Below are 19378 nucleotides of genomic sequence, written 5' to 3'. Positions count from 1 at the left end.
CGGTGGGCGCGCGCCCCCCGGGCCCCCCGCGCCGGCCCGCCCGGGCGCCGGGGTGGGGCGCGCGCCCGGGGGGGCCGCCGCGGGGGGGGGCGGGGGGGGGGGGGGGGCCCCCCCCCCCCCCACGGCCGCCCCGCGCATCCCGGACAGGGGTGCGCGGGGGGATGTCGAAAGTTTCGAAGGCCGCCCGGCATGCTCTGAGGGCTCGCCTCCACGCGTCGTCACGGAAAGGCATATGTCATGTTCAAGACAATCCGCTCGGTCGTTGTGGGCTCCGCGGCCGCCGTGCTCCTCGTCTCCGCGTTCACCCTCTCCAGCGCTTCCGCCGCCACCGGTTCCACCGGGCACCACGCGGGCGCACCGGCCCGGCAGACCCTCGGCGCCCTCGGCCTGAAGGCCGGGCTGCGCATCGGCACGGCCGTCGACACCACCGCCCTCGCCGGTGACGCGCCCTACCGCACCGAGGTCGCGGGGGAGTTCACCTCCGTCACCCCCGAGAATGTCATGAAGTGGGAGGCGGTGGAGCCGGAGCGGGGCCGGTACGACTGGGCCGCCGCCGACCGACTCGTCGACTTCGCCGTGAGGAACAAGCAACTGGTCCGCGGCCACACCCTGGTGTGGCACAGCCAGCTGCCGGCCTGGCTCGACGAGGACGACTTCACCGCCGGCGAGCTGCGGGAGATCCTGCACCGTCACATCACCGACCAGGTCACCCACTTCAGGGGCAGGATCTGGCAGTGGGACGTCGTCAACGAGGCCTTCGACGACGACGGGACGATGAGGGACAGCATCTGGCTGCGGAAGCTGGGCCCCGGCTACATCGCCGACGCCTTCCGCTGGGCGCACCAGGCGGACCCGAAGGCCCGCCTGTTCATCAACGACTACAACATCGAGGGCGTCAACGCGAAGAGCACCGCCCTCCACGAACTGGTCACCACCCTGCGCAAGCAGCGCGTCCCGGTCCACGGCGTCGGGATCCAGGGCCACCTCGCCGTCCAGTACAGCGCGCCGCACGACATCGCCGACAACCTGCTGCGCTTCGACCGCCTCGGCCTGGAGACCGCGATCACCGAGGCCGACGTACGGATCCCCCTGCCGGCCGACAGCACGAAGCTGGAGGCCCAGGCCGAGGGCTACGGCGTCCTCCTGCGAGGCTGCCTGCTCACCCCCGGCTGCCACGACTTCACCGTCTGGGGATTCACCGACGCCTACTCCTGGGTGCCGGACACCTTCCCCGGCCAGGGGGCGGCCAACATCCTCGACGAGAACTACGCCCCCAAGCCCGCCCACGGCACCCTGCGCCAGACCCTGACGCTCGCCGCGGGCCGGCGCTGACCCACCACACCCCACCGGTACGGAAGAGGCGACGGATGACGACGGACCTCCGGATCAACGGAGTGCGCATCACTCCGGTTGCCTTCAGGGACCCGGCGCTGCTCAACGCGGTCGGCGTGCACGAACCGTTCGCCCTGCGGGCGGTCGTCGAGGTGGACACGGGCGACGGCCCGGTCGGTCTCGGCGAGACGTACGCGGACGACGGGCACCTGCGCCGGCTGCGGGCGGCGGCGGACGCGCTCACGGGCATGGACGTGTACGCGCTCGGCGCCATGCACCGCAGGGTGGCCGATGCGCTGGCGGAGGACGACGGGAGCGGCGGGTCCGGTCTCACCGGGATGATCACCACCAGCAGCGCCGTCGACCGTGTCTTCTCCCCGTTCGAGGTGGCCTGCCTCGACATCCAGGGGAAGGTGGCGGGCCGCCCGGTCAGCGACCTGCTGGGCGGCGCCGTACGGGACGCCGTCCCCTTCAGCGCCTACCTCTTCTACAAGTGGGCCGGCCACCCGGGGGCGGAACCCGACGACTGGGGCGAGGCCCTGGACCCGGACGGGATCGTCGACCAGGCGCGGCGCATGATCGACGCGTACGGATTCTCGGCGATCAAGCTCAAGGGCGGTGTGCGGCCCCCCGAGGAGGAGGCCGAGGCGGTGCTCGCCCTGCGCGACGCCTTCCCCGGCATCCCGCTGCGGCTCGACCCCAACGCGGCCTGGAGCGTGCCCACATCGGTCGGGATGGCCCGCCGGCTGGAGGGCGTCCTGGAGTACCTGGAGGACCCGACACCGGATCTCGACGGGATGGCGGCGGTCGCGCGGGAGACGCCGATCCCGCTCGCCACCAACATGTGCGTCGTCGCCTTCGACCACCTGGCGCCCGCCGTCGGGCGGGGATCGGTCCAGGTCGTGCTCTCGGACCACCATTACTGGGGCGGTCTGCACCGCTCCCGGCTCCTCTCCGGGATCTGCGACACCTTCGGCATGGGGCTCTCGATGCACTCCAACTCGCATCTGGGCATCAGTCTGGCCGCGATGACCCATCTGGCGGCCGCCACGCCGAACCTCACCTACGCCTGCGACACCCACTGGCCGTGGAAGACCGAGGAGGTCGTGGTTCCCGGCGCGCTCACCTTCGCCGACGGCGCGGTCCGCGTCCCCCGGGGGCCCGGCCTCGGCGTCGAGCTGGACCGCGACGCCCTCGCCCGTCTGCACGAGCAGTACATCGCGTGCGGACTGCGCAACCGCGACGACACCGGCTACATGCGCCGGATCGACCCCTCCTACGAGAAGAAGACGCCCCGCTGGTGATCCGCCGGTGCCGACGGTTCCCCGCCGGCCGCCGCGGTCACCTCCGTACACCGAGGAGTTCTGATGGCCCCGCTCGACTGGGCCGCCCTGGGCGGCTATTTCCTGGTGATGCTCCTCATCGGCCTCTGGTCGCACCGCCGTGTCGGCGATGTGAGCGACTACTTCACGGGAGGCGGCCGGATGCCCTGGTGGCTCTCCGGCATCTCCCACCACATGTCCGGGTACAGCGCCGCCGTGTTCGTCGCGTACGCGGCCATCGCCTACAGCTACGGCATCACCGTCTACGTCTGGGCCTTCCTGCCGCTCGCCTTCGGTACGGCCGTGGGGGCCTGGCTGTTCGCCCCCCGCTGGCAGCGGCTGCGCCGGCGGTACGCGGTCGCCTCGCCCCTGGAGTACCTCGCCGAGCGCTACGACGTGCCCACCCAGCAGGCCCTCGCCTGGAGCGGGGCGCTGCTCAAGGTGTTCGACGTCGCCGCGAAGTGGGCCTCCGTGGCCGTGCTGCTCAACGTGTTCACGGGCATGTCGATGACCACGGGCATCCTGACCACCGGCATCGTCACCCTGCTCTACTGCACGGTGGGCGGCCTGTGGGCCGACGCGCTCACCGACTTCGGGCAGTTCGTCATCCAGGGGGCCGCCGCGCTCGCCATGCTCTGGGTCGTGCTCGACCGGCTCGGTGACGGCCCGGCGGGTCTGGCCACCCTCTGGGACAGGCTGCCCGAGGGCCACGCGCAGCCGCTCGTCGGCCCGTACACGGCGGGCTTCCTCGGGGCGTACGTCGTCGTGAAGCTCTTCGAGTACAACGGCGGCATGTGGAACCTGGCCCAGCGGTACATGGCCACGGACTCCCCGAGGTCCGCCCGCCGTTCGGCCGGGCTCTCCGCCCTCCTCTACGTCGTCTGGCCGGCGGTGCTGCTCTTCCCGCCTGTCGCGGCGGCGGTGCTGCTGCCGGACATCGCCGACCCCGAGAAGGTCTACGCGCTGATGGCGGAGTCGTATCTGCCGGCGGGACTCGTCGGGCTGACGCTCGCCGGGATGTTCTCCCACACCATGGCGATGGCCTCGTCGGACGCCAACGCGGTCTCCGCGGTCGTCACCCGCGACATCATTCCCGCCGTGGTCCGCCGCGCCCGGGACCTGTCCCCGTCGACCGGGCTGCTCGTCGCCCGGGTGTGCACCGTCGTCTTCATCGCTGCCAGCATGATCGTCGCGATCGAGGCCGACCACTTCGGAGGGGTCTTGGGCATCATCGTCGGTCTGGTCGCGGCCGTGATGGGCCCCATATCCATCCCCATGCTGCTGGGACTGCTGCCCGCCTTCCGCCGGTTCGGGCCGCGGGCCGCGCTGTCCTCCTGGGCGCTGGGGCTGCTGGGGTACCTCTACGTGAAGTTCGTGCTCGACAGCACGGACCAGACGCTCGTGATCGTCACGCCGCTGGCCACCTCGCTGGTCGTGTACGTCGTCGTCGGCCTGATCACCCCCGAGCCCGACGACACCGCCGACGCGATCGTGGCCGCCCTGTCTCCCGCACCCGGGAGCGAGCCGGTGGAGACCCCCGGGCCGGCACCGGCCGCCGCTCCGCGCGTCACCGACTGAGAGCGGGGCCGTGACCGAGAACCCGTCAGGGGCGTACGCCCGTCCAATGTGTCATGTGTGAACAAAAGGGGAGAGCAGCATGGACAAGCACACCAGCCGCAGGTCGGTCCTCGGGGCCGGTCTCGGGTTCACGGCCCTCGCGGCGACGCCGCTCGGCTCGCTGACGGGGCTGGCCGGCGAGGCCGTGGCGACGCCGGCCGGTCCCGGGGGTCCCGCGGCCGCCCGGCCCACCGACCCCGGCGCGTACATCTCGTTCACGCCCCGACCGGGCGCCTTCCCCCTGGTCAAAGCGGGCAGAGCCGCTCCGGTCGTCGTCAGCGACGAGGACCACGCCGGTGTCGTACGGGTGGCCGGTGACCTCCGGGACGACATCGAGCGGGTCACCGGCGTGCGGCCCGTGCTCGCACAGAACGCGCCGCCGCGCGGCAGCCGCGAGATCGTCCTCGTGGGCACCATCGGCCGGAGCCCGCTGATCGACGGCCTGATCTCCGCCGGCAGGCTGAAGGCCTCCGGGATCACGGGCAGGTGGGAGACCAGCCTCCAGGCCGTCGTGGAGAAGCCGCTGCCCGGAGTGGACCGCGCGTTCGTCGTCGCGGGCAGCGACCAGCGCGGCACGATCTTCGGTGCCTACGACGTCTCCCGGGGCATCGGGGTCTCCCCCTGGTACTGGTGGGACGACGTCGCCCCCGTCCGCCGCGACGCCCTGTACGCCCTGCCCGGCCTGCACAGCCAGGGCACCCCCGCCGTGAAGTACCGGGGGTTCTTCATCAACGACGAGAACCCGGCCCTGGGCACCTGGGCGCCCGCCTTCTTCGGTCCAGGCAAGGCACCCGGCTACGAGGGCGGGTTCAACGCCGGCTTCTACGCCAAGATCTTCGAGGTGATGCTGCGCCTCAAGGCCAACTACCTCTGGCCCGCCGTCTGGGGGCGCGCCTTCGCCGAGGACGACCCGGAGAACCACGCCACCGCGAAGGCCTACGGCGTCGTCATGGGCACCTCGCACGAGGCGCCCATGATGCGGGGCATCGAGGAGTGGAACCGGCACGCCGTGGCCGCCGTGCGCGACAGCGCGGGACACGTCACCGAGCCCGGGCACGACCCCTACGGCGGCACCGGCGAGTGGTCCTTCCGGCGCAACGCCGAGGCCGTCAAGGCCTACTGGCGCGAGGGCGTACGCCGCATGGCCGACGAGGACTTCGAGGGCGTGGTCACCCTCGGCATGCGCGGGAACGGCGACGTCGGCCTGCCCGACGGCGACGGCATCGAGCTGATGACGGAGATCATCGCCACCCAGCGCGAGATCCTCGCCGAGGAACTCGGCTCACCGGACGCGGTCCCGCAGGTCTGGACCCTCTACAAGGAGGTCCAGCACTACTGGGACCGCGGCCTGCGCGTCCCGGACGACATCACCGTCGTCCTGACCGACGACAACTGGGCCAACGTCCGCAAGCTGCCGGACCTGAGGAACGACGCCCGCAGCGGCGGTTACGGCCTGTACTACCACTTCGACTACGTGGGGGTGGGCCGCAACTACAAGTGGGTCGACACCGCCTCGCTCCCCAACATGTGGGACCAGCTCCACCAGAGCACCGCGTACGGCAACCGCGGCCTCTGGGTCACCAACGTGGGCGACCTCAAGGGCAACGAGCTGCCCACCCAGTTCTTCCTGGAGTACGCCTGGGACCCCGACCGCTGGCCCCTGGAGGCGCTCCCGGAGTGGGAGGAGCGGTACGCCGCCCAGAACTTCGGCGAGCGGCAGGCGGAGGAGATCGCGGGGATCCTGCGGACGTACGCCCGGCTGCAGTCCCGCCGCAAGCCCGAGCTGCTCAACCGGAAGATCACCCTCGACCCGGCCAAGGATCCAGCGACGGACTCCTCCGCCGTCATCTACGACGACCGCGCCACGCCCTTCAGCATCGTCGACTACCGCGAGCTGGAGCGGGTCACCGAGGACTGGCAGCGCCTGGCGGCGGCCGCCGAACGCGTCCGGCAGAGGCTGCCCGCGTCCGCGCAGGACGCGTGGTACCAGCTCGTCGGCTACGCGGTGGGGGCGACCGCCAACCTGTATGCCCTGCGGGAGGCGGAGTTCACCAACCTCCACTACGCGCCCCAGGGCCGTGCCCTCACCAACCAGCTCGCGGCCACCGCCGAGGCCGGTCTCGCCGAGGACCTCGCCCTCGCCGAGCGGTTCGGCACCGAGGTGGCCGACGGCAAATGGGAGGGCTTCCAGACCCAGCCGCACATCGGGTACGGCGATGTGGACCGCTACGGCCCCAACGCCCCCTGGCAGCAGCCCGAGCTGAACAACGTGGCGCTCGCCGACGAGATCTTCCCCGCCGTGCGGCGGATCGAACTCCCGGCCGAGGCCGAGATGGGCGTCGGCGTGGACGGCTCCACGGCCTGGTGGCCGGGGTCCGGCGAGGACGGTGCCGGACCGGAGCTCCCGGTGTTCAGTCCGTACCAGAGCCAGCCCGCGCAGTACGTCGAGGTGTTCAACCGCGGTACCGAACCCTTCGACTTCCGCATCCGCACGGGAGCCTCCTGGCTGATCGCGGACCGCACCCGGGGGCGGGTGGACGCCCAGACCAGGGTCACCTTCCGCGTCGACTGGTCGCGCGCCCCGAAGGGGGTGACACAGGTGCCCGTCACTGTGTCCGGCCCCGGTGGCGAGGTGGTCGTGCGCGCGGTGGTCGACCGGCCGGGGATCGAGCGGGCACGGCTCGAAGGGTTCGTCGAGGCCAACGGATACGTCTCCGTCGGGGCCGACCACTTCCACCGGGCGGTCGGCCGTGACGGGATCTCCTGGCGGCGCATCCCCGGTATCGGCCGCACCGGTGCGGGCATGGAGCCCTTCCCGGTCACCGCGGCGCGCCGGACTCCGGGCGGCCGGGGTCCCCGGCTGGAGTACCGGGTCAGCCTCTTCACCACCGGGCCGGTCACGGTCTGGGCGTACCTCTCGCCCCGGAACGGCGCCCTGGCCACCGACGGGCTCACGTACGCGGTCTCCTTCGACGACGACGCTCCGCAGTCCGTCGACATCACCAGAGCCACAGGCGCCGACGACGGCACCATGAACGCGCAGTGGGCACGCAACACCTCGGACAACGTCAACCGCACCGGTACCACGCACCACGTCGGCAGGACGGGCGTGCACGTCCTGAAATTCTGGATGGTCGACCCGACCGTGGTACTCCAGAATCTGGTGATCGACACCGGCGGCCTCAAGCCCAGCTATCTGGGCCCGCCGGAGAGTCTCCGGCTGAGCTGACCGGAGCAGGACGAGGAGGCGGCAGGCATGGGTATCGAGATCAGGGACACCGAGGGACGCACGGCGAGCCTGGAGGTGGCTCCAGGCCCCGCGGAGGGCCCTCTCCAGGTCGGCGTCCTGGTCGCGGGCCACGCCTCCTGGTCCTGCTCCCCGGCGGCGGCCCGGGAGCTGGCCGCCGCCCTCGTGGCGGCGGCCGCGGAGGCGGAGGACGCGCGAGGGGCGGAACCGGTCACCGTCAAGGCGCGCGAGCTCTTCCGCGGAGACGTCCGCGACGGGGACCGCCCCATGACGGTGGAGGCCGTGAGGCTGGACGGGGCGGATGTCCAGGTGACGTGGACGTCGGGAGGCGGGCGCAGCTGGAGCCAGATGTACGAGGCCGACGCCGACATCCGCCTCCGGCGCCGGCTGCGGCCGGGGAGGTGAGAGGGGCGTCGTACGAGGGACTTCATATTTCGACGATCGTCGTAGTACGGTGAATCTCGTACGAAGCGACGGTCAGGCCTCCCCGGGACCGTCGCGCCGCGCTGTCGTCACCCGAGGAACCGGAGTCCCCCTGTGAGTGCACTGTTCGAGCCCTACACCCTGCGGTCGCTGACGATCCCGAACCGCGTATGGATGGCCCCGATGTGCCAGTACAGTGCCGCCCCCGACGGCCCGGCGGCCGGCGCCCCGACGGACTGGCACTTCCAGCACTACGCCGCCCGCGCGGTCGGCGGCGCCGGTCTCGTCATCGTCGAGGCGACCGGTGTGAGCCCCGAGGGCCGTATCTCCCCGCAGGACCTCGGCATCTGGAACGACACCCAGGTGGAGGCCTTCCGGCGCATCACCACGTTCCTGAAGAGCCAGAACACCGTTCCGGCTGTTCAGATCGCCCACGCCGGGCGCAAGGCGTCCACCGGCCAGCCCTGGAAGGGCGGAGCCCCGGTCGGCCCCGACGCCCACGGATGGCAGCCCGTCGCGCCGAGTGCGGTCGCCTTCGACGAGAACCACCCCGTGCCGACCGAACTGACCGTCGGAGACATCGAGGACATCGTCCGGCAGTTCGCCGACGCCGCCCGCCGCTCCCTGGACGCGGGCTTCGAGATCGTCGAGGTCCACGGCGCCCACGGCTACCTGATCGGCGAGTTCCTCTCCCCGCACTCCAACAGGCGCACGGACGAGTACGGCGGCTCGTACGAGAACCGCACCCGCTTCGCGCTCGAGGTCGTCGACGCCGTACGCGCCGTCTGGCCCGACGAGCTGCCCCTGTTCTTCCGCATCTCCGCCACCGACTGGCTCGAGGACGGCGAGGGCTGGACCGCCGATGACACGGTCCGCTTCGCCGGCGACCTCCAGGCCCACGGCGTCGACCTCCTCGACGCCTCCACCGGCGGCAACGCCGCGGGCGTCCGCATTCCCGTCGGCCCCGGCTACCAGGTCCCCTTCGCGGCCCGTGTCAAGAACGGGACCACGTTGCCCGTCGCCGCGGTCGGTCAGATCACGGAGGCGCGGCAGGCCGAGAAGATCCTGGAGAACGGCGAGGCCGACGCGATCCTCCTCGGCCGCGAACTGCTCCGCAACCCGTCATGGGCGCGGCACGCCGCGCGTGAACTCGGTGCCGAACCGCACGTCCCGGATCAGTACCACCGCTCCGTCTGACGGCGGGAACGCCGACGGAGCCGGGGCGCCGCCGCGGGGTTGCACGGTGCGGCGCCGCCCCGGTGGGTACGCTGATCCGCGATGTTCACTCCCCAGGGCCCCACGCTGCGCGAACTGGCCGTCCAGGCGTTCTCCTCGACGATGCGCGGATACGACCTGCTCGCCCCGAAGTTCGACGTGACGCCCTACCGGACCCCGGACCGGGTGCTGCGTGCCGTGGCCGACGCGGTCCGGCCCCTCGGGCCGTTCGACCGCGGCCTGGACGTCTGCTGCGGCACCGGGGCCGGGGTGGGTGTGCTGCGCGGGCTGTGCCGGGAGCGGGCCACCGGCGTGGACTTCAGCGCGGGGATGCTCGACGTCGCCCGTGCCGCGCACGCGGGGGACGCCGACGGCCCTGCGGTGGACTGGGTCCGGGCCGACGCCCTGGCACTGCCGTTCGCGCGAGCCTTCGACCTGGCCGTCAGTTTCGGGGCGTTCGGCCACTTCCTGCCGGAGGAACGTCCGGCCCTGTTCGACCAGGTGTACGCCGCGCTGCGGCCGGGCGGGCTGTTCGTCTTCCCGGTGGGCGCCCCGCCCGCGGTGGGCTCCCGCGCCTACTGGTCGCTTCTCGGCTTCGACGTGGCCATGCGGGTGCGCAACGCCCTGTGGCGCCCGCCCTTCGTCATGTACTACCGCACGTTCCCGCTCGCCGGCGTCGTGGACGACCTCGTGGCAAGCGGCTTCACGGTGCGGCTCCTGCCGCTCGAGGAGTTCGGCCGAAGGCCGGACGGCAGCCCGCGCGTGCGTCTCGTGGCGGCGGCCCGTGGCTGAAGATACGACGACTCTCGTACAATGAGAGCCCCGGACGAAGTGGAGCCACCGTGACGACCAGCACCGCCCGTGTGCTCGCCCACCCCTCGCGCGAGGAGATCCGCGTCGAGGGCGTGCTCCACGCGCTCTCCGATCCGATCAGGCTGCGGATCGTGCGCCAGCTGGCGGGGGCGTCCGACGAACAGGCCTGCTCGCGCTTCGATCTCCCGGTGTCGAAGTCCACCACCACGCACCACTTCAGGGTGCTCCGGGAGAGCGGCGTCATCACGCAGTTCTACCGGGGGACGGCGAAGCTGAGCTGCGTACGCACCGAGGACCTGGACGCACTCTTCCCCGGCCTGCTGGACAGCGTCCTCGGGGGAGCGGACCGGCAGGCCGAGCGACTCGGCCGGAGCTGACCCCTCTCGTCGCCGGCTGCCGGCAGCGGCGGTCGCCCGCACCGGGATCCCGCTTCCCCGGACCGCGTCAGGCCATCAGGGAACGCATCCGGTCGATCTCCACGGTCTGCTGGGCGACGACGTCGTTCGCCATCTCCTCCACCAGCACGTTGTTGCCGTCCGCGAGTGCCTCGGTCGCCATGGTGACCGCGCCCTGGTGGTGGGTGATCATCAGTTCCAGGAAGAGGCGGTCGAAGGCCTTGCCCCGTGCGTCGCGCAGCTGCTCGATCTGCTCGGGACCCGCCATGCCGGGCATCGTGGTGTGGTCGTGCGTCTCCCGCCGCCCGTCGCCGCCGTTGTTCTTCAGCCAGCCCTCCATGGCGCCGATCTCCGGCTTCTGGGCCGCCGAGATGCGCTTGGCGAGCCGTTCCACCGACGTCGAGGACGCACGTCCGGGGACCAGCGCGGTGAGCACCAGGGCCTGTTCGTGGTGCTCGATCATCATGCGGGCGTAGCGGAAGTCGGCGGAGTTGGGCGTGTCGTCCCCGGCGGCCTTCTGCGCCTCCTCGGGCGACAGGGTCCTGGCCGGCTCGCCGGGCTTCCCGGGCGCCACGACCGAGAAGCCCTTGTCCGCCCCGGCCTTCGCCCCGTGGTCACCACGGTCCGCGTCACAGCCCCCCAGGGCGAGGAGGGATGCGGCGAACGCCGCCAGCAGTGCGCCGGCGCGCACGCCTGTGGTCCGACGGGGTATCAGCACGGTGACCTCCATTGCCACTCGGGTGTATCGCGCACCGTCCTCATACCTTCCACCCGCCTATGATCAAAAACTTTCATTACGTCTCTGTTGCCATCTGTTGGTGTGTACATGAAAAGGACCATACTGCCGGGGTCCAGGAACCGTTCGTCGACGGACGGATACAAGGGAGGACACAGTGACCTCGTTGCACACCACCAGCGTGCGGCGCAGACGTCTGGGTGTGGCGGCAGCCGCGGCCGGGCTCATCGCCACGCTGTTCACGGCCGGACCCGCGGCTGCGACACCCGACCCCGGTGACTCCGCTGCCACGCGCAGCGGTGTCACCGCGAGCGAGCAGGCCGAGGCCAGGGCCGCCATCGAGAGCGGCGACATACCCGGCGTGGACGAGATCGTCCACAGCGACAACATCGAGCACCTCACGAACATCCCCAAGGACGCGCTCCAGGGGCTCAACACGGACCTGGCCTTCCAGGGCTCCTACGCCTTCGCCGGGAACTACGACGGGTTCCGGATCTTCGACATCCGCAACCCGAAGAAGCCGAGGACCGTCGCACAGGTCCTGTGCCCGGGCTCGCAGAACGACATCTCGGTCTCCGGGAACCTCCTCTTCCTGTCGACCGACTCCTCCCGCAGCGACAACTCGTGCGCCAGCACCACCCAGCCGGCCACGGAGAAGTCCTCCTGGGAGGGCATGAAGGTCTTCGACATCAGCGACAAGCGCAACCCGAAGTACGTCGCCGCCGTCGAGACCGCGTGCGGGTCGCACACCCACACGATCGTTCCCGAGCGCAGGAACGTGTACGTGTACGTCTCGTCCTACTCGCCCAACGAGACGTTCCCGGACTGCCAGCCCCCGCACGACGGGATCTCCGTCATCAAGGTGCCGCGCAGCGCCCCCGAGGACTCCCGCATCGTGAACTTCCCCGTCCTCTTCCCGGACGGCGGGAACCCGGGAGCGCCGGCCAACCCGGGCGTCTCGAAGACCACCGGCTGCCACGACATCACCGTCCTGCCCTCGCAGGACCTCGCGGCCGGGGCGTGCATGGGCGACGGTCTTCTGTTCTCCATCAAGGACCCGGAGAACCCGAAGATCATCGACCGGGTCCAGGACAACGTGAACTTCGCGTTCTGGCACTCCGCGACCTTCAACCAGGGTGCGGACAAGGTCGTGTTCACCGACGAGCTCGGCGGCGGCGGGGCGGCTACCTGCAACGACGAGATCGGCCCGAACCGCGGTGCCGACGGCATCTACGACATCAAGGGCCGGGGTGACCACCGCAAGCTGGTCTTCCGCAGCTACTTCAAGATCGACCGCCCGCAGGCCGACACCGAGGTCTGCGTCGCGCACAACGGCTCGATCATCCCGGTCAAGGGCCGTGACCTGATGGTCCAGGCCTGGTACCAGGGCGGAGTCTCGGTCTGGGACTTCACCGACTCCTCCGAGCCGGAGGAGATCGCGTACTTCGAGCGCGGTCCCGTCTCCACGGCGGCGGTCACCACGGCCGGCCCGTGGTCGGCGTACTACTACAACGGCTACATCTACTCCAACGACATCGCCAAGGGCTTCGACGTCCTGAAGCTCGACGACCGGCGGACGGACCCCGCGAAGAAGGTACGGCTGCCCGAGCTCAACGTGCAGACGCAGCCGGACTACTCCGACCGCTGATCCCCACTCCGCCGCGCGGACAGGAACATGTGCCCCGCCGGGCGGAGACCGCCCGGCGGGGCACATTCAATTCCATTGACCAGCAGGCGGCGCGGGGACATGCTGTAGCCCTGATTCCGGCGATGCGGGGGATCGCCGGAATCAGCCGCGGGGCAGGACTTCGCCCCGGAGCTCAGGCAGCCGGACGGACGCTCGTCCCGGCGGCCGCGGCCCACTCCACGAGCAGCCGCTGATACTCCGTCTCGTCGTCCGGGGACAGCAGTCCGCCCGAGCGCTGCCACAGGGTCCGGATCTCTTCGTTGACCACGGAGGCGGTGCGCACGGTGACGGACGGGTTCGGATACGGGGACATGTCCACCAAGCTAAACCCCCGCCGGGCTGTTGACCCCACTCAGGGACAGGGATATCCCTCACACCTTCTCCCGGAATCCTTCACGACCCGTGCCCGTCGGGTGTCCCACCTGCCGTTCCGGGCAGCCCGAGCGCCCGGAGAGCGTCCGGCCGCTCCGTCACGGGCAGAGGGTCCACGAAACGCACGTCACACCCCAGAGCTGCCGCACCGGCATCCGCCCGGCGGTCGTCGCCGACCATGACGACCTCCGAGGGATCGTGCCCCAGCAGGGCGCATGCCGCGCCGAACAGGCGGGGGTCGGGCTTCTGGACGCCGTGCTCGTAGGACAGGACGTACGCGTCGACCAACTCGTCCAGGCCGTGCGCGCGGAACACGGGGCGCAGGTCCCAGCCGATGTTGCTCACGACGCCGACCGCGACACCGTCGCGGCGGAGCCCGCGCAGCACCTCCGCCGCGTCCGGGTACGGCCGCCAGGCCTCAGGGCTCATGTGGCGCTCGTACAGCGCGTCGCCCAGGGCGGGGTCAGGGAGGCCGGCCCGACGGGCCAGGCCGGTGTACGCCTCCCGGTGCAGCTCCGCGCTGCTGTCGCGGTCGGCCCACGCGGCGGCCAGTTCCGGAGGGACGCTCTCCGGTGGCGGGCCCCCGGGGAGCGCACCGGCAGCGGTCAGCCGCCGTACGCACTCCTCGAACTCGGCCTGCTCCATGCGCGAGCCCCGCGCGGCCAGGGCGCCGCGCAGCCACGCGGCGACGGGCTCGATGCGGAAGAGGGTCCCGGAGAAGTCGAAGAGTACGCCCTTGGTCTGCATGGAACGGATCATCGCGGGCCCGGGCGGTACCTACAAGGGGGTGCCGTCGCCGCGGGCCGGCCGCCGGGTGCGCCTGGCGTACCCGGCGTACCCCGCCGCGGACAGCGCGACCACGGTGCCGCCCAGCAGCGCGCCGCCCAGCACGTCGCTCACCCAGTGCACCCCCAGGTACACGCGCGTGAAGGCCACACCCGCGACCGAGACCACGGCGACCGCCGTCGCGGCCCACCAGAGAGGGGCCTGCGCGTCGTGCAGGCGCAGCAGCCAGAGGAGCAGCCCGCAGGTCACGGCGGCGGTCATGACGTGTCCCGAGGGGAAGGCCGCGTACTGCGCCGAGTCCACCGGATCGACCCAGCGCGGGCGCTCCCTGCCCACGACGGCCTTCAGCCCCTGCTGCACCAGTGCGGCGAGAATGCTGGTCGCGGCGACCCACCCGGCGAGCAGCCGGGATCCGCGCACCCACAGCACGATGACGACGACGGCGGTCAGCGCGCGCATCGTCCAGGGATCCCACACCCAGTCCGTCAGTACGCGATTGACGTGGACCAGCCCCGGTTCGGTCACCGCTCGGCGGTGCAGGGCCCCGGCCACCGAGGTGTCCAGTGACATCAGCGGCGCCCAGCGCACCGCGACGAGCGTGAGCAGGGCGAGCGAGGGGACGCCGCAGGCGATGGCTGCGGCAAGGAGGGGGGAGCGGGTGCGTGGAGGGAGAGGAGGGGAGTGCATGGGGACGATCCTCGTCCACGATCCGCGCGGGAAGCTATCCCAGGGCCCTGAGTCCCGGCACGAAGGCCACGAGCAGCGGTACGACGGGAACCAGCGCCGCGGCCGCGGTCAGCCGGAGCCGGCGGCCCGCGGTGAGGCGCTCCACCGGTGCGAGCAAGCGGTCGACCCTGAGGGGCACATGGGCACCGGAGGCCGGTCCTGGGCCGAACACGCCGCGGTCCTCGTTGAGTTCGACCAGGGCGAGGGCGATCGTGAGGCGCCCGAAGCGTCGTGACGCCACATCGTCCGCGGCCAGTTCGACGAGGCGGTGCATCTCGTCGCGGAACGCGGCGAACACCGGCACCTGCGGGAACCCGGTCGCGAGCGCGCCCGAACAGTGCAGCAGCCAGTCGTGGCGGGCCTGCGCGTGGCCCTGCTCGTGCGCCAGGACCGCGTCGAGCTGCCGCCCCTTCAGGCGCCCCAGCGCGGCTGTGGTGATGACCAGTTGGGGAGCCGCCCCCGGCAGCCACCAGGCATCGGGGCGTTCGCCCTCCAGCACCACGAGGCGGCCGCCGCCCGGTTCCTCTCCCGGCATCAGCGGGGAGCGGACCAGCAGTTCGGCCCGGCGCCTCCGACGGCGGGCCCGGGCCCGGTGGATCTCCCGTACGAGCATGGCGGCCGTCCAGAGCCCGCCCAGGGCCAGCAGGACCGCGATGACCGCGGACCACGGCCCGTACGCCCCCAGGGCGTAGGCCTCGACCACGCCGTGCGGGGCGGGCGCGAACACATGGCCGCGCACCGCCTGCCAGGCGGCGGCCGCACTCAGCGTCATCGAGAGCCCGAACGACAACAGGACTCCCGCGACCACGCACTGCCAGACCCACAGGGCCACGACCGGCTCACGCTCCGGCCAGCGGGCCCTCGCCATCAGACTCGGGGCGGCGACGGCAGCCAGTGCACCGAGCAGCAGCAGCGCGAGGGAGACCAACATGGGCGTCAGCCTATGAGGGCCGCGGTGTCCACGGGTATGGCCGCGCGCGGCAAGTGACGTACGACACGGGGGCGGGGGTCCGGTGTCTCACAGGGTGAGCAGCATGGCGAACATGGCCGTCCCCATGGCCAGCCTGCACGCCAGGGCGAGCTCTGCGCGCTCGCCGGGACCGGGGCCCGTCACGGTGCCTCCGCCGCCTACGGACACACCGACGGGTGCGGGTATCAGCCCGCCGGCCGAACGCAGGACGTACAGCCCGTAGTACACGAGCAGTGCTCCCGTCAGCACGGGCACGCCCCCCGCGGACCCGGCCGTCGCCGCCCCGTGGCCGGAGTGTCCGCCGGCCGTGGCGTGGGAGGCCCCCGGCGCCATGGCCAGGGCCATGTAGACCATGGCGAGCGAACCGACCAGATGGTGCAGGTGGTGACCACCGCCCCTGGCGTGCGCGACCGCGTGGAGCGCGGCGCCGCCGAAGACCACCGCGTACACCGCCCACGTCCACTGCGGGAGGGTGAACAGGGCCGCGGGCACTGCCATCGCGGCCATCCCGAACCCCATCAGTGCCTCGGCACGCGCCGGTCCCCGTTCCCGCTCCGTGCCGGTGCGGGTCCGCAGGAGGCAGTAGGCCCCCGTGCCCCCGCACAACACCATGAGCAGCCAGCCGGACAGCTCCGGTCCGTGCACGGTGCACCCCCCTCTGGCGGACGACGCCGGTGTCGTCCCGATCGATGCCCCGTTCCGGATGCTCCTACCGGGGCGCATTGGGGTACTGGGGGAGCGCGCCCGGGCCTGAAGGGGGCGGTCGCGGCCGGGTTACTCTCGTGACCGCACAGCGGCGGCACATCACGAAGGAAGATCCCTATGGACATCGCACCGGCCACGCCACGGGCAGAACTGACCTTCCGGGACGCGACCGAGGAAGACGTCCCGGCCCTCGTGCTGCTCGTGGAGAGCGCCTACCGGGGCGACGCGAGCCGGGCCGGGTGGACCACCGAGGCGGACATCCTCCAGGGCCGGCGGACCGACGCCGACGGGGTGCGCGAGGTGCTCGCGGTCCCCTCGGGCCGGATCCTCGTCGCCGAGAGGGACGGTGTCCCGGTCGCCTGCTGCCAGCTCGAACGCCGGGGGACCGCCGCGTACTTCGGCATGTTCGCCGTCAGGCCCCAGCTGCAGGGCGCCGGCCTCGGCAAGGTGATCATCGCCGAGGCGGAGCGCACGGCCCGTGAGGAGTGGGGCGCGAGCGAGATGCACATGACGGTGATCTCGGTCCGCCAGGAGCTCATCGCCTGGTACGAGCGGCGGGGCTACCGCCGTACGGGAGAGATGACGCCCTTCCCGTACGGAGAGGAGCGCTTCGGCATCCCGCAGCGCGACGACCTCGCCTTCGAACTGCTGGTCAAGGAGCTGTAGGACGCAGCGGAGGCCCCCTCACGCCCGCGGGCCGCCTCAGGCGGTGAAGCGGCCCGCGCGCCGGATCTCCGGATAGTCGGTCGTCGCCCCGTCCAGTCCCAGTGCGCGGACCAGGCGGAGGTGGTCCGGGGTGTTGACCACCCAGCCGATCACCTTCAGGCCCTCCGCGTGCGCCTGCTCGACCACCTCGAGCGTCAGGCGCCGGATGTTCAGCGCGAGCGTCGCCGCGCCCACCGCCTTCGCCCGGTCCACCACGTCGGCCTCCCAGCGGCTGGCGATGAGCACCGTCCGCACCCCCGGTACGAGCCGCGCGATCTCGGCGACCGCCTCGTCGTGGAACGAGGACACCTCCACGCGACCGGTCAGATCACGTCGCAGCATCACCTCGGCCAGCGCCCTGGCGGCCGCGGCGTCCTTGATCTCGGCCTGGACCGGCGAACCGACCGCGTCGAGCACCTCCTCGAAGACCGGCACCCGCTCGCCCTGCCCGGCGTCGAGCTCCCGGAGCTCCGCCAGCGTCTTCTCCGCGATCAGGCCGTGCCCGTCCGTCGTGCGGTCCACGGCGGCGTCGTGCATCACGGCCAGCGCGCCGTCCTCGGTCAGGTGGAGATCCAGCTCGACGGCGTCCATGCCCGCCTGCTCCGCGTGCGTGAACGACCGGAGCGTGTTCTCGGGTTCGACGCCCATGACTCCGCGATGGCCGATGGTGAGAAAGGTCAAGGCACTCCTGCTTCCGTTCGTGTGTTCGCCCCGCGTGCGGCTTCTACCCCACAGGGGACCAGTTCTCGCGTACGGACGCCCTTCGCCCGGTCACTCCGGCGGAAGGAGTTGTCACAGAGAGGTGTGACAGGAAAAATAACGGTGATGATGGGGGTCGGCAGGATAATCTTCTGCCCTCCACTTGTCCGAAGGAACCGAACATGGATACGGTTGCTTGACGCGAGGTTCTCCCGTGAAGGAAGTGTCATGACGGAAATTCTTGAGCACGCCCCCGCCGCAGACGGGACAGCTGCCGCCCAGCGGGTGGTGGAGCACCCGGCCTGGCCCTCGCTCAAGAGTGCCGTTGAGGAGCTCCGCCCCTGGCAGGCCAAGGACGGTTCCATCGACTTCACGGCGGACGGCGCCCCGTCCCCCGAGGCGGCAGGTGCCGTCGTCGAGCGCGTCGTGGCGGCGGTCGAGCGGCTCTCCCCGCTGCTCCCGCACGACGACGCCTACCACCGCGCTCTGGTCGCCGACCTCCGCCGGTGGGCCGCGGACGGCTTCGGAGTCCCTGACTTCCTCGACTCCCTGCTGGCCTTCCAGCCCGCCAGGGACCGCGCCGACGGCCTCCAGCACCTGGTCGTGTTCGCGATGTACACGCAGAACGGCAACCCGGACCGCAATCTTGAAGCCGTCGTGCTCCGGATGGTATGGCCCGAGTGGCTCGCCGACCTCGAGGCCACGCGCTACGACAACCCGCTGTTCTGCGGCATCACCTTCGAGGACTTCACCTCGGGGTACGACACGAACTCCGCCGTGCTCTTCCCCGAGACCATCGCCGTGCGCGAGGCGCCGGAGCGCTTCAGCTGGGGCGGCATCTTCTGCGACCGGGAGGCCGCGCGCTTCCGTCGCGTGACCGAGGCGTCCGTCGGCCTGCTGGGCCTGGAGCTTCCCGACGACGTCCGCGAGATGCTCGGTGACCAGAAGCGCTGCGAGCAGGCCTTCGTGCTCTGGGACATGGTCCACGACCGCACCCACAGCCACGGCGACCTGCCCTTCGACCCCTTCATGATCAAGCAGCGCCAGCCGTTCTGGATGTACGGCCTCGAGGAGCTGCGCTGTGACCTCACCGCCTTCAGGGAGGCCGTGAAGCTGGAGGCCGACGGCTTCGGGCAGGGGCGTGACGTGCAGTTCGCCGTGCTCTTCGACCGGATGTTCCGCTTCCCCGTCACCGGCGAGCGCGTGCGCAACTACGACGGCCTCGGCGGCCAGCTCCTCTTCGCGTACCTCCACAAGCACGACGTCGTCCGCTGGACCGACAACACCCTCAAGATCGACTGGGCACGGGCCCCGCAGATCACCAACCAGCTCTGCGGCGAGATCGAGAAGCTCTACCGCGACGGCATCGACCGTCCGAAGCTGGTGCACTGGTTCGCCGCGTACGACCTGGTCTCGACCTATCTCGCACCCCATCCGGGATCCCGCTGGGCCAAGGGACCGGACGCCCTGGACCTGACCCAACCGCCCCGCAAGCTCGTCGACGACGTGCTTCCTGACGAGTTTCCCCTGAGCATGTTCTATGAGGCGCTCTCCAAGAAGCTGAAGCACGTGATCGCCTCGACCAAGGGGATCACTGCGGCGGACGCCGGGCGGGCAGCTGCGTGAGC

The 19378-nt window shown here is 71.4% G+C and carries 18 protein-coding genes; 11 read left to right on the top strand and 7 right to left on the bottom strand.

The window, feature by feature from the left end; all coding sequences use genetic code 11:
* Positions 1-237 precede the first annotated feature (237 nt).
* From ACFC51_RS13085 to ACFC51_RS13050, 8 genes are all read left to right on the top strand, one after another.
* On the top strand, positions 238-1332 hold the full coding sequence (locus ACFC51_RS13085) for an endo-1,4-beta-xylanase (RefSeq protein WP_376528531.1): 1095 nt from the start codon (positions 238-240) through the stop codon (positions 1330-1332).
* A gap of 35 nt (positions 1333-1367) precedes the next feature.
* The gene (locus ACFC51_RS13080; RefSeq protein WP_376377856.1) at positions 1368-2636 is read left to right on the top strand and encodes a glucarate dehydratase family protein; all 1269 of its coding nucleotides are present in this window, start codon (positions 1368-1370) and stop codon (positions 2634-2636) included.
* Between the two features lie 63 nt (positions 2637-2699).
* Positions 2700-4232 carry a sodium:solute symporter family protein gene (locus tag ACFC51_RS13075; protein WP_376528528.1) on the top strand — a complete coding sequence of 511 codons (1533 nt, stop codon included), beginning with the start codon at positions 2700-2702 and terminating at the stop codon, positions 4230-4232.
* A 79-nt stretch (positions 4233-4311) separates the two neighbouring features.
* Complete coding sequence (locus ACFC51_RS13070) at positions 4312-7500, top strand: glycosyl hydrolase 115 family protein (protein WP_376528526.1); 3189 nt, start codon at positions 4312-4314, stop codon at positions 7498-7500.
* A 27-nt stretch (positions 7501-7527) separates the two neighbouring features.
* Positions 7528-7923 (top strand): hypothetical protein, encoded by a 396-nt coding sequence (locus ACFC51_RS13065; protein WP_376377864.1) that lies wholly within the window; start codon positions 7528-7530, stop codon positions 7921-7923.
* Positions 7924-8055: 132 nt separating this feature from the next.
* Positions 8056-9138 carry an NADH:flavin oxidoreductase/NADH oxidase gene (locus tag ACFC51_RS13060; protein ID WP_376377867.1) on the top strand — a complete coding sequence of 361 codons (1083 nt, stop codon included), beginning with the start codon at positions 8056-8058 and terminating at the stop codon, positions 9136-9138.
* A gap of 81 nt (positions 9139-9219) precedes the next feature.
* A complete protein-coding gene (locus ACFC51_RS13055; protein WP_376377870.1) occupies positions 9220-9948 on the top strand; it encodes a class I SAM-dependent methyltransferase in 729 nt (242 codons plus the stop codon).
* A gap of 50 nt (positions 9949-9998) precedes the next feature.
* Complete coding sequence (locus ACFC51_RS13050; RefSeq protein ID WP_376377873.1) at positions 9999-10346, top strand: ArsR/SmtB family transcription factor; 348 nt, start codon at positions 9999-10001, stop codon at positions 10344-10346.
* A 67-nt stretch (positions 10347-10413) separates the two neighbouring features.
* Here the strand turns inward: ACFC51_RS13050 and ACFC51_RS13045 are convergent, their stop codons facing one another.
* A complete protein-coding gene (locus ACFC51_RS13045; RefSeq protein ID WP_376377876.1) occupies positions 10414-11094 on the bottom strand; it encodes a DUF305 domain-containing protein in 681 nt (226 codons plus the stop codon).
* Between the two features lie 163 nt (positions 11095-11257).
* Between ACFC51_RS13045 and ACFC51_RS13040 the strand changes: the two genes are divergently transcribed.
* A complete protein-coding gene (locus ACFC51_RS13040) occupies positions 11258-12748 on the top strand; it encodes an LVIVD repeat-containing protein (protein WP_376377879.1) in 1491 nt (496 codons plus the stop codon).
* Positions 12749-12920: 172 nt separating this feature from the next.
* On the opposite strand, the gene ACFC51_RS13035 is transcribed toward ACFC51_RS13040, so the two are convergent.
* The 5 genes from ACFC51_RS13035 to ACFC51_RS13015 all read right to left on the bottom strand — a co-directional run bounded on the left by ACFC51_RS13035 (position 12921) and on the right by ACFC51_RS13015 (position 16286).
* Positions 12921-13100 (bottom strand): hypothetical protein, encoded by a 180-nt coding sequence (locus tag ACFC51_RS13035; RefSeq protein ID WP_376377882.1) that lies wholly within the window; start codon positions 13098-13100, stop codon positions 12921-12923.
* Between the two features lie 80 nt (positions 13101-13180).
* Positions 13181-13906, bottom strand: coding sequence for an HAD family hydrolase (locus tag ACFC51_RS13030; protein ID WP_376377885.1), 726 nt, complete (start codon positions 13904-13906; stop codon positions 13181-13183).
* Positions 13907-13936: 30 nt separating this feature from the next.
* A complete protein-coding gene (locus ACFC51_RS13025; protein ID WP_376377888.1) occupies positions 13937-14632 on the bottom strand; it encodes a phosphatase PAP2 family protein in 696 nt (231 codons plus the stop codon).
* 34 nt (positions 14633-14666) lie between these two features.
* Positions 14667-15602, bottom strand: coding sequence for a M56 family metallopeptidase (locus tag ACFC51_RS13020; RefSeq protein ID WP_376377891.1), 936 nt, complete (start codon positions 15600-15602; stop codon positions 14667-14669).
* An 87-nt stretch (positions 15603-15689) separates the two neighbouring features.
* The gene (locus ACFC51_RS13015) at positions 15690-16286 is read right to left on the bottom strand and encodes a DUF5134 domain-containing protein (protein ID WP_376528524.1); all 597 of its coding nucleotides are present in this window, start codon (positions 16284-16286) and stop codon (positions 15690-15692) included.
* A gap of 177 nt (positions 16287-16463) precedes the next feature.
* Between ACFC51_RS13015 and ACFC51_RS13010 the strand changes: the two genes are divergently transcribed.
* Positions 16464-17012 (top strand): GNAT family N-acetyltransferase, encoded by a 549-nt coding sequence (locus tag ACFC51_RS13010; protein ID WP_376528521.1) that lies wholly within the window; start codon positions 16464-16466, stop codon positions 17010-17012.
* 36 nt (positions 17013-17048) lie between these two features.
* On the opposite strand, the gene ACFC51_RS13005 is transcribed toward ACFC51_RS13010, so the two are convergent.
* On the bottom strand, positions 17049-17699 hold the full coding sequence (locus ACFC51_RS13005) for a glycerophosphodiester phosphodiesterase (protein WP_376377910.1): 651 nt from the start codon (positions 17697-17699) through the stop codon (positions 17049-17051).
* A gap of 279 nt (positions 17700-17978) precedes the next feature.
* On the opposite strand from ACFC51_RS13005, the gene ACFC51_RS13000 reads away from it, so the two are divergent.
* Positions 17979-19376, top strand: a complete 1398-nt coding sequence (locus ACFC51_RS13000; protein WP_376528518.1) for a DUF6421 family protein — start codon at positions 17979-17981, stop codon at positions 19374-19376.
* Positions 19377-19378: the final 2 nt, after the last annotated feature.

It is taken from the genome of Streptomyces sp. NPDC055962 (genome assembly GCF_042270185.1).
Classification (GTDB): domain Bacteria; phylum Actinomycetota; class Actinomycetes; order Streptomycetales; family Streptomycetaceae; genus Streptomyces.
This window is presented reverse-complemented; position numbering and strand designations above follow the sequence as displayed.

Coding starts and splice junctions, on each gene's coding strand:
- ACFC51_RS13045 (WP_376377876.1), bottom strand. CDS start 11,094: ATGGAGGTCACCGTGCTGATACCCCGTCGGACCACAGGCGTGCGCGCC.
- ACFC51_RS13055 (WP_376377870.1), top strand. CDS start 9,220: ATGTTCACTCCCCAGGGCCCCACGCTGCGCGAACTGGCCGTCCAGGCG.
- ACFC51_RS13080 (WP_376377856.1), top strand. CDS start 1,368: ATGACGACGGACCTCCGGATCAACGGAGTGCGCATCACTCCGGTTGCC.
- ACFC51_RS13020 (WP_376377891.1), bottom strand. CDS start 15,602: ATGTTGGTCTCCCTCGCGCTGCTGCTGCTCGGTGCACTGGCTGCCGTC.
- ACFC51_RS13075 (WP_376528528.1), top strand. CDS start 2,700: ATGGCCCCGCTCGACTGGGCCGCCCTGGGCGGCTATTTCCTGGTGATG.
- ACFC51_RS13000 (WP_376528518.1), top strand. CDS start 17,979: ATGACGGAAATTCTTGAGCACGCCCCCGCCGCAGACGGGACAGCTGCC.
- ACFC51_RS13035 (WP_376377882.1), bottom strand. CDS start 13,100: ATGTCCCCGTATCCGAACCCGTCCGTCACCGTGCGCACCGCCTCCGTG.
- ACFC51_RS13065 (WP_376377864.1), top strand. CDS start 7,528: ATGGGTATCGAGATCAGGGACACCGAGGGACGCACGGCGAGCCTGGAG.
- ACFC51_RS13085 (WP_376528531.1), top strand. CDS start 238: ATGTTCAAGACAATCCGCTCGGTCGTTGTGGGCTCCGCGGCCGCCGTG.
- ACFC51_RS13070 (WP_376528526.1), top strand. CDS start 4,312: ATGGACAAGCACACCAGCCGCAGGTCGGTCCTCGGGGCCGGTCTCGGG.
- ACFC51_RS13005 (WP_376377910.1), bottom strand. CDS start 17,699: ATGGGCGTCGAACCCGAGAACACGCTCCGGTCGTTCACGCACGCGGAG.
- ACFC51_RS13025 (WP_376377888.1), bottom strand. CDS start 14,632: ATGCACTCCCCTCCTCTCCCTCCACGCACCCGCTCCCCCCTCCTTGCC.
- ACFC51_RS13030 (WP_376377885.1), bottom strand. CDS start 13,906: ATGCAGACCAAGGGCGTACTCTTCGACTTCTCCGGGACCCTCTTCCGC.
- ACFC51_RS13010 (WP_376528521.1), top strand. CDS start 16,464: ATGGACATCGCACCGGCCACGCCACGGGCAGAACTGACCTTCCGGGAC.